The 9,633-nt window shown below is 64.0% G+C and carries 5 protein-coding genes and 1 pseudogene; 5 read left to right on the forward strand and 1 reads right to left on the reverse strand.

Going from position 1 to position 9,633, the window contains the following annotated elements:
• The 4 genes and pseudogenes from ACOJSJ_RS00025 to ACOJSJ_RS00040 all read left to right on the forward strand — a co-directional run.
• Positions 1-224: pseudogene (locus tag ACOJSJ_RS00025) on the forward strand (glucuronate isomerase); the annotation flags it as partial.
• Entirely contained in the window at positions 221-1,687 is a 1,467-nt protein-coding gene (locus tag ACOJSJ_RS00030; protein WP_420142934.1) for a mannitol dehydrogenase family protein, read from the forward strand. The pseudogene ACOJSJ_RS00025 and the gene ACOJSJ_RS00030, both read left to right, overlap by 4 nt.
• Positions 1,688-1,833: 146 nt before the next feature.
• Positions 1,834-4,701: a TonB-dependent receptor gene (locus ACOJSJ_RS00035; RefSeq protein ID WP_420142935.1), complete on the forward strand. Its 2,868-nt coding sequence runs from the start codon at positions 1,834-1,836 to the stop codon at positions 4,699-4,701.
• Between the two features lie 91 nt (positions 4,702-4,792).
• On the forward strand, positions 4,793-6,025 hold the full coding sequence (locus ACOJSJ_RS00040; protein WP_420142938.1) for an SGNH/GDSL hydrolase family protein: 1,233 nt from the start codon (positions 4,793-4,795) through the stop codon (positions 6,023-6,025).
• A gap of 33 nt (positions 6,026-6,058) precedes the next feature.
• On the opposite strand, the gene ACOJSJ_RS00045 is transcribed toward ACOJSJ_RS00040, so the two are convergent.
• Positions 6,059-6,547 carry an Lrp/AsnC family transcriptional regulator gene (locus ACOJSJ_RS00045; protein ID WP_420142936.1) on the reverse strand — a complete coding sequence of 163 codons (489 nt, stop codon included), beginning with the start codon at positions 6,545-6,547 and terminating at the stop codon, positions 6,059-6,061.
• A gap of 99 nt (positions 6,548-6,646) precedes the next feature.
• Here ACOJSJ_RS00045 and putA point away from each other — a divergent pair.
• On the forward strand, positions 6,647-9,633 hold a 2,987-nt coding region (putA, locus tag ACOJSJ_RS00050), incomplete at its 3' end, for a bifunctional proline dehydrogenase/L-glutamate gamma-semialdehyde dehydrogenase PutA (RefSeq protein WP_420142937.1).

Below are 9,633 nucleotides of genomic sequence, written 5' to 3' on the forward strand. Positions count from 1 at the left end.
TCCGCGAGCGCGCCACCGAAACGGCAGGCTTCTACAATACGGTGGGGTTCAACGACGACACCCGCGCGTTCCTGTCGATCCCGGCGCGGCATGATGTCGCCCGCCGCATGGATTGCGCATGGCTGGCGCAGCTGGTCGCCGAACATCGGCTGGAGGAGGATGAGGCGTTCGAGGTTGCCCGTGCGCTGGCCTATGACCTCGTCAAGGCGGCGTATCAGCTGTGACGCGCCTCTCTACTGAAACGCTGGCGGCGCTGCCGTCGGATGTCGTTCGCCCGGCCTATGACCGCAGCGCCGTGAAGTGTGGCGTGGTGCATATCGGCATCGGCGCTTTCCACCGGGCGCATCAGGCTGTGGTGTTCGACAATGCGCTGAACGCAGGCGACCTGCGCTGGGGCATCATTGCCGCATCGCTGCGCTCGCCATCGGTGCGTGACCAGATGCAGCCGCAGGACGGCCTCTACACCATGTTGGTGCGTGATGGCGCGGCCGAGCAGGCGCGCATCATCGGCGCGGTCCAGCGCGTGATCGTCGCGCCGGAAGAGCCGCAGGCGCTGCTGGATGCGCTGGCGTCGCCCGACACGCATATCGTGACGCTCACCATCACGGAAAAGGGCTATAAGCTCGACCCGGCGACCGGCGCGCTGATCGAAAGCGACGCGCAGATGGCTGCCGATCTCCAGTCTCTCGACGCGCCGCAAACTGCGCCCGGTTATCTGGTCGCGGCGCTGGCGATGCGTCGTGCGGCTGGGCTGCCGCCCTTCACCGCAATCAGTTGCGACAACCTGCCGCACAACGGCGCGCGGCTGAGGGGGGCGGTGCTGGAACTGGCGCGGCGTCATGACGTCAGTCTGGCGGACTGGATCGCGGAGGAGGGGGCTTTCCCTGAAACCATGGTCGATCGCATCGTACCCGCCACGACGCCTGAAGACATCGCTGCGCTCGCCACCCGCATCGGGGTAGAGGATCAGGCGATGGTGAAGACCGAACCCTTCCTGCAATGGGTGATCGAAGACAGATTCTGCGGCCCGCGCCCCGATTTTGGCGCAGGCGTTCAGCTGACCGGCGCCGTCGCCCCATGGGAGGAAGCCAAGCTGCGCCTGCTGAACGGCGCGCATAGCGGCATCGCCTATCTGGGCGGGCTTGCCTGCATCAACCATGTGCATGAAGTGCTGGCCCTGCCTGAAGCGCGCCATTTCGTGGAAGCTTTGTGGGATGAGGCGGAAACGACCCTGTCGCCACCACCGGAACTGGACGTCGCCGCCTATCGCCATGAACTGATGGCGCGGTTCGACAATCCGACGCTGAGACACCGAACGAGACAGATTGCGATGGATGGATCGCAGAAGCTGCCGCAGCGTCTGCTGGCCCCTGTTGCAGCACGATTGGCCGCCGGGCAGGGGATCGATGCGCTGTCGCTGGCGACGGCCGCGTGGATCAGGTGGCAGGCCGGGCGTGACGACAAGGGGGATGCCTTTACCGTGGACGATCCGCTGTCTGCGTCGATCGCCGCAGCCTTGTCCAAAGCGGCAAATCCGGCCGATCTTGTCGCGGCAATCCTGTCATTCGACGCAGTGGTGCCGCCGATTCTGGCGCAGGACGGACGGCTGCACGCATCGCTGACCCATTGGCTGACCCTGTTGGAAAAGCGCGGCGCGCTGGGCGCGCTGGCCGATTTTCGGGGCTGACAACGTAGTCACCTATACCGTTACCATAGCTGACCTTCGGACGGCTTGACAAAGCTGATGGCAGGTTTATTGAGGCCCAAGTGATAGCGCTACCAGTTTATGCCCACCGGAGAGTCGGGGGCGGCGCTCAGGGAGAGGAATGTTTCATGTCTTCACGTACCCATATTTTCCGGACCGCGCTGTTCGCCGCTTCGGCGATCGGTTCGCTGGGCTTTGCGCAGGCCGTTCTGGCACAGGACGCCGCGCCGCAGGCCGCCACCGCTCCGCAGGGCGATGACGTTGCCGACATCGTCGTTACCGGCATTCGCGGGTCGCTGCAAAGCGCGACCAATGCCAAGAAGGATGCGGTCGCTTTCGGTGACTCGATCTTTGCCGAAGACATTGGCAAGCTGCCCGCCACCAACCTTGCCGAAACGCTGAACCGCATGCCGGGCGTGCGCCTGCGCCGCGACAATAATGGTGAAGGTACGCAGGTCGCGATCCGTGGCCTTGGCCCCAGCTTCACCCGCGTCCTCCTGAACGGTTCGCAGATTCAGGTCGCGTCGGACGGCGGCACCAACGGCGGCAGCGCCAACCGCGAAGTCGATCTCGACTTCTTCCCGTCGGAACTGTTCACCCGCCTCGACCTGGCGAAGAGCCCGTCGCCATCGACGCTGGAAGGCGGCATCGCGGGCACCGTCAACCTGCGCAATGCGCGGCCGTTCGATAAGCCCGGCACCCATTTCACGGTCGTTGCGCAGGGTCAGTATACTAGCCCCAATGACAAGATCAGCCCGCGCGGCGCGATCGTCGCCAGCCACACGACCGACACCTTCGGCATTCTGGTCGGCGTCGCCGGCGTGAAGACCAAGACGCGCATCGATGGTTTCGAAACGGTCGGCTGGACCGATGGCAATCTGGGCGCGGTCAATGGCGTTCCCGATGCTGGCGGCAATAACTTTTCCTGGGCATCGGTCGTTCCTGCCAATGCGGGCCATGGTCTGGTAGCCGGTCAGCCTGTCAATGTCGTGGCGACGTCCGGCCTGACCCGGTCGCAGCTCAGCACCGCATTGCTGCCGCGTCTGGGCCGCGAAACCCTGACCGAAGGGACGCGCTCGCGCATTTCGGCGCTGGCCGCGCTTGAATGGCGTCCGACCGACGAACTGCATTTCGCACTGGACGGCATCTGGGCCAAGTCGACCCGCGATTATACCAAGGTCAACATGAACTGGCAGGTCCGCAATTCGGGACCGGGCACCAGCGCACAGTCGACCGGCGGCATGATCCCGATCGGCCTGACCGTGGACGAAAACAATGTTGTCACCAGCGGTACCTTCGCCAATTCGTCCTTCTTCCTTGAATCCAGCATCTTCAAGCAGACCACGAAGTTCTGGAACATCAATCCCAGCGTCAGCTGGGAACCGGCCGACAATCTGAAGATCAATCTGAGCGCCAACTGGTCGAAGAGCCGCTTCTTCCGCGAACAGCCGACCTGGGCGTTCCAGACGACCCCCAATTCGGGCGTGGACGTCTATTATGAAAATCAGGGCGGCGATTATCCGTCGATCACCAGCAATCTGGACCTGAACGATCCGAACAATGGCAGCTGGCAATGGTATCGCCAGAACATCCAGCTGGTTCGCCGTCATACCGAAACCAAGGGTGCGCATTTCGACGTCATGTATGGCGACGACATGTTCAACGTGAAGGTCGGCGCGGCCTATGATCGGGCGACCCGGTCCATCCGCGCCTATGACAACAGCACGGCCTATCAGCTGTCGGTTTGCGGCACGGGCTGCACCGGCGCCACCGGCTCCATCACGACGGGCCAGATCGCACAATATCTGCGCAGCTCGTCGAAGGCTGGCTTCGTCGTGCCCGATTTCGACGCCATCAAGCAGGCCACCAACTATGCCAGCTTCCGCGACTCCGCGCCTGAAACGCGCGGCGCGGTGACCGGCGGCGCGACCGGCGACATGGATGAAAAGGTGCTGGGCGCCTATTTCGAAGTGAATGGCGTGACCGAAATCGCCGGGCGCGACCTGCATATCAATGCGGGCATGCGTTATGCCCACACAAATCAGGAAGTGACCGGTCCCAGCCAGGTCGGCACCACGATCGTCGACATCACGTCGCAGTCGAAATATGAAAACTTCCTGCCGTCGATCAACCTGACCTATGACGTCGCCGAAAATGTGAAGCTGCGTGCGTCGGCGTCGCGGACCATGACTCGTCCGGATGCGGGCCAGATCCTGCCGGGCGTCACCTTCTCCGATCCTTCGGCGCTGATCGCGACGGCGGGCAACCCGGACCTGAAGCCCTATACGTCGGACAATTATGATCTTGGCGGTGAATTCTACACCGGTGGCATCGGTTATGTCGGTCTGTCGGCATTCATGAAGAATGTTCAAGGTTTCACCACCACGCTGCCCACGCAGGCAACCTTCGGTTCGCTCAACATTCCGTTCAGCAGCCTGCTGTCGACCCAGCAGAATGCCCTGACCGACCGTTCGACGGCCACCGGCGTGGCGGTGGGCGATCTGCCGATCACCGTCAACCGCCCGGTCAACCTGTCCGACCTGAAGATCAAGGGTCTGGAAGCGACCTGGGTCCAGCCGCTCGACTTCTTCGTGAAGGGCCTCGGCTTCTCGGCCAACGGCACTTATCTCAAGCAGTCGTCGTCGTCGGGTCTGGTCGCGGAAGGCGTGTCGAAATATTCGTACAACCTTCAGGGCTTCTATGAAAATCATGGCCTGTCGGTCAGCCTGAACTATGTCTGGAACGGCAAGTCGATCGCCCTGAACGGTCCGCAGAACGGCATCACCGGCGCGGACCTGAAGGCCGATGCCCGTGGTCAGCTCGACCTGTCGGCTGGCTATGAACTGCCCTTCTTCAACAAGGCGATGCGCCTGACGCTCGACGTGCTGAACATCACGGATGAGCCGATCCGCACCACCTTCGAATATGATAATGCCGCTTATTCGGTCTATTATCCGGGCGTATCGGTTCTGGCCGGTATCCGGGCCAACTTCTGATCCTTCCCAAAGGGACACTGACAGGGCCGGCCGCAACGCCGGCCCTTTTTCTTCGCCGTTCGACCCGAAGATGATTTACGAAAGCCCCATGATGATGCGCCCGCTGACCGCCCTGATCCTGTCGTTCGCCGCCATGACGTCGATGCCCGCCGCCGCGAAGACATGTACGCCGACATGGGTGGCGGGATGGGCATCGTCCCAGTTCCAGCCGACGGGGGACGCCGCGTTGCCCGCAGGCACGCTGGCCGACCGGACGCTGCGCCAGATCGTGCGGCCATCCGTATCGGGGGACCGGTGGCGGGTGCGCCTGTCCAACCTGGCCGGTACGAAGCCGCTGCGCATCGCCGGAGTCAGCATCGCCCGCGCATTGGGCAGCGCGTCCCCCGCCATCGATCCGGGCACGCTCATTTCGCTGCGCTTTGCCGGAGCGCCCGAAGTCGTCATTCCTGCCGGTGCGGATTATCTGTCCGATCCGGTTTCGCTGCCCGCCGCGGCGCTGGACAATATTGCCATTTCGATCCGCTATGATGGCGAACCGGAACAGACGTCGCATCCCGGCTCGCGGGCGACGTCCTGGCATCTGCCCGGCGACCATCTGGCCGACGAAGCGATGGCGGGCGCGGCCAGTTTCGACCATTGGTTCAACCTCGCCGCGCTGGAGGTGGAACGTTGCGCACCCGTGAAGCTGATCGTGGCGCTGGGCGATTCCATCACCGATGGCAAGGGTTCGACCACCAACGGCAATGACCGCTGGACCGATGTGCTGGCGCAGCGGTTGCAGGCGGACCCGAAGCGGCGGCATATCGCCATCGTCAATCAGGGGATCGGCGGCAACCGCCTGCTGGACGACGGCCTTGGCCCCAATGCGCTGTCGCGGCTGGATCGCGATGTTCTGGCGCAGCCGGGGGTGACGCATCTGGTTCTGCTGGAAGGCGTCAACGATCTGGGCATGCTGACCCGCGATGCGCCGGTCGACGGGGCAGCGCATGCAATGCATGTCGCGCGCATCATCGGCGGCTATCAGCAGATCATCACGCGCGCCCACGCAAAGGGGATCAGGGTGATCGGCGCAACGGTCATGCCCTTCGTGGGCAACGGCTATTATCATGCCGATGCCCGGAACGAGGCGGACCGGCAGGCGGTCAATGCGTGGATCAGGAAGCCCGGCAATTTCGACGCGGTGATCGATTTCGACCGGGTGACCCGCGATCCGGCCCATCCCGATCATCTGTTGCCTGCCTATGACGACGGTGATTCGCTGCATCCTTCGCCCAGGGGGTATAAGGCCATGGGGGAGGCGATCCCGCTCAACCTGTTCGACTGACCCCAATCCCGTCGGTGTCGATACGCTGAACGATCATTTGCCTTTGGCGCGCCTGTGCCCCGCCTCCAGCACGGTTTCCATCGCGACGAAGGTCGATGTGCTGGCGACATGGGGCAGGGCGCTGATCTTTTCGCCCAGAACCACGCGATAGCGGCGGATGTCGGATGTGCGGACTTTGAGCAGATAGTCGAAGTTGCTGGCCAGCATATGGCATTCCTCGACTTCCGGAATGCGGCGGACGGCGGCGTTGAATTCGCGCAGCGCAGCTTCCCGCGTGTCGCTCAGCTTCACTTCGGTGAAGGCGATATGGTCCATGCCCAGCTTCGCCGGATCGACGATGGCGCGAAAGCCGCGAATGACCCTGGCCTCCTGCAATCGCTTCAGCCGCACCTGACAGGGCGTTTTGGACAGGCCCACCATGGCGGCCAGATCGGTCACGGTCATGCGGCCATCTTCGACCAGAGCGGCTATGATCCGGCGGTCGAACTCATCCAATTCGACGGAAAGAGGCTTATTCTCCATCCAGTTTTCCTATCAGGGGCGGCTTAAAAAGTCATCCTGCCCATTCATGGGCCGATGATAAGGCGGAACGAAAATCTGATCTGGATTATTCATGCCCGCATGACCGACCAGCCCTTTTCCGATTTTGCCCCCGCCATTCGCCAGCCAATCCCGCTGCGTGCCGCGATCACCGCCGCCTATCGCCGTGACGAAGCGGAGGCGATGGCCCCGCTGATCGCCGCAGCGACGCTGCCCGATGACAGCCGCGCGGCCATTGCCGACACGGCGCGCACGCTCGTCACCGCGCTGCGTGCCAATCACAAGGGGACCGGGGTCGAAGGGCTGGTGCAGGAATATGCGCTGTCCAGTCAGGAGGGTGTGGCGCTGATGTGCCTTGCCGAAGCGCTGCTGCGCATTCCCGACAATGATACGCGCGACGCGCTGATCCGCGACAAGATTGCCGATGGCGACTGGGGTTCGCATCTGGGCGGGGACAAATCGCTGTTCGTCAACGCCGCCACATGGGGCCTTGTCGTGACTGGCAAGCTGGTCGGCAGCGTGGACGATCGCGGTCTGGGCGCGGCGCTCACCCGGCTTGTCGCCCGCGCGGGTGAACCGGTGATCCGGCGCGGCGTCGATCTGGCCATGCGGATGATGGGCGAACAGTTCGTTACCGGCGAAACCATCAAGGAAGCGCTGAAGCGCGCCAAGGAGATGGAATCGAAGGGTTTTGCCTATAGCTATGACATGCTGGGCGAAGCCGCGACGACCGCCGCCGATGCGAAGCGCTATTATGCCGATTATGAACAGGCGATCCACGCCATCGGCAAGGCGTCGAACGGGCGTGGCATCTATGACGGTCCCGGCATTTCGATCAAGCTGTCGGCGCTGCATCCGCGCTATGTCCGGGCGCAGGCCGATCGCGTCATGGGCGAACTGCTGCCCGCCGTGAAGCAGCTGGCGCTGCTGTCGAAAAGCTATGACATCGGCCTGAATATCGATGCGGAAGAGGCCGACCGGCTGGAACTGTCACTCGACCTGCTGGAAAGCCTGGCCACCGATCCCGACCTTGCTGGCTGGAACGGGCTGGGCTTCGTGGTGCAGGGCTATGGCAAGCGTTGCCCGTTCGTCATCGACTGGATCATCGACCTCGCCCGCCGTGCCGAACGGCGGATCATGGTGCGGCTGGTCAAGGGCGCCTATTGGGATGCGGAGATCAAGCGGGCGCAGGTCGATGGGCTGGCCGACTTCCCGGTCTATACGCGCAAGGTGCATACCGACGTCGCCTATGTCGCCTGCGCGCGGAAGCTGCTGGCGGCGCCCGATGCGGTATTCCCGCAATTTGCGACGCATAATGCCCAGACGCTGGCCACCATCCACCATCTGGCCGGGCCGGATTTCCATATCGGCCAATATGAGTTCCAGTGCCTGCACGGCATGGGTGAGCCGCTGTACGAGCAGGTGGTCGGTGCGGCCAGGCTGAACCGGCCGTGTCGCATCTATGCTCCGGTGGGCACGCATGAAACGCTGCTCGCCTATCTGGTCCGCCGCCTTCTGGAAAATGGCGCGAACAGCAGCTTCGTCAATCGCATCGCCGACCCCAATGTGTCGATTGACGAGATGATTGCCGATCCGGTCGACGTCGTGCGCGCCATGGCGCATCCGGGGCACCGGCATGATCAGATCGCTGCGCCCGCTGGCCTGTATCCCGACCGCCGCAATTCGGACGGCATCGACCTTAGCAACGAAAGCGCGCTGGCTGACCTTGGCGACGCATTGCGTCATAGCGCAACCATCGGCTGGACCGCCGCGCCGCAGGGCGGGGCAGGGGAAGCGCGCCCCGTGCTGAACCCTGCCGATCATCGCGACATCGTGGGCACGGTATGGGAAGCGAGCGCGGAGGATGCCCGCGCCGCCGCCATTCGCGCCGGCGCTTCGCTCTGGCCGAACAGCCCGGTAGCCGATCGTGCCGACGCGCTGGATCGCGCGGCCGATGCGATGCAGGCGCGCATGCCGATCCTGTTGGGGCTGATCGTGCGGGAAGCGGGCAAGTCATTGCCCAACGCCATCGCCGAAGTGCGCGAGGCGATCGATTTCCTGCGCTATTATGCGGCGCAGGCACGCACCACATTTGGCCCGGCGCAACAGCCGCTGGGTCCGGTAACCTGCATCAGCCCGTGGAATTTCCCGCTGGCGATCTTCACCGGGCAGGTGGCCGCCGCGCTGGTGGCGGGCAATCCCGTACTGGCCAAGCCCGCCGAGGAAACGCCCCTGATCGCGGCGGAGGCCGTGCGCCTGCTGCACGAAGCGGGCGTACCGGCGGATGCGCTGCAACTGTTGCCGGGCGACGGGCGGATCGGCGCGGCGCTGGTGGCGGCGCCCGAAACCGCCGCCGTCATGTTTACCGGATCGACCGAAGTCGCGCGCCTGATCCAGCGGCAGCTTTCCACTCGTCTGTCGCCCACCGGCCGCCCCATTCCGCTGATCGCCGAAACCGGCGGGCAGAATGCGATGATCGTGGACAGCAGCGCGCTGGCCGAACAGGTGGTGGCCGACGTGATCGCATCCGCCTTCGACAGCGCGGGGCAGCGTTGTTCGGCGCTGCGCATCCTGTGCCTTCAGGACGATGTCGCTGACCGCACGCTCACCATGCTGAAGGGCGCGCTGGCGCAATTGCGGATCGGGCGGACCGACGCGCTGAAAGTCGACATCGGTCCCGTCATCTCGGCAGAGGCGCAGGCGGGGATCAACCGCCATATCGACGCGATGAAGGCGCTGGGCCGCAAGGTGGAACAGAGCGCGCTGCCCGACACGGCGGCGCATGGCACCTTCGTCGCACCGACCATCATCGAAATCCAGTCCATCGCCGACCTCAGCCGCGAAGTCTTTGGACCGGTGCTGCATGTGCTGCGGTTCAGGCGGGACCGGCTGGATGCGCTGGTCGATCAGATAAACGCCACCGGATACGGCCTGACCTTTGGTCTGCACACCCGGCTGGATGAAACCGTCGCCCGCGTGACGCAGCGGGTGAAGGTGGGCAATATCTATGTGAACCGCAACGTCATCGGCGCGATCGTGGGCGTGCAGCCTTTTGGCGGATGCGGCCT

Source organism: Sphingobium sp., from assembly GCF_048594625.1.
Taxonomy (GTDB): Bacteria; Pseudomonadota; Alphaproteobacteria; order Sphingomonadales; family Sphingomonadaceae; genus Sphingobium.

What these genes read in the sequence shown, in the direction of transcription:
- ACOJSJ_RS00040 (WP_420142938.1), top strand. Translation starts at nt 4,793, where the DNA reads ATGATGCGCCCGCTGACCGCCCTGATCCTGTCGTTCGCCGCCATGACG.
- ACOJSJ_RS00045 (WP_420142936.1), bottom strand. Translation starts at nt 6,547, where the DNA reads ATGGAGAATAAGCCTCTTTCCGTCGAATTGGATGAGTTCGACCGCCGG.
- ACOJSJ_RS00035 (WP_420142935.1), top strand. Translation starts at nt 1,834, where the DNA reads ATGTCTTCACGTACCCATATTTTCCGGACCGCGCTGTTCGCCGCTTCG.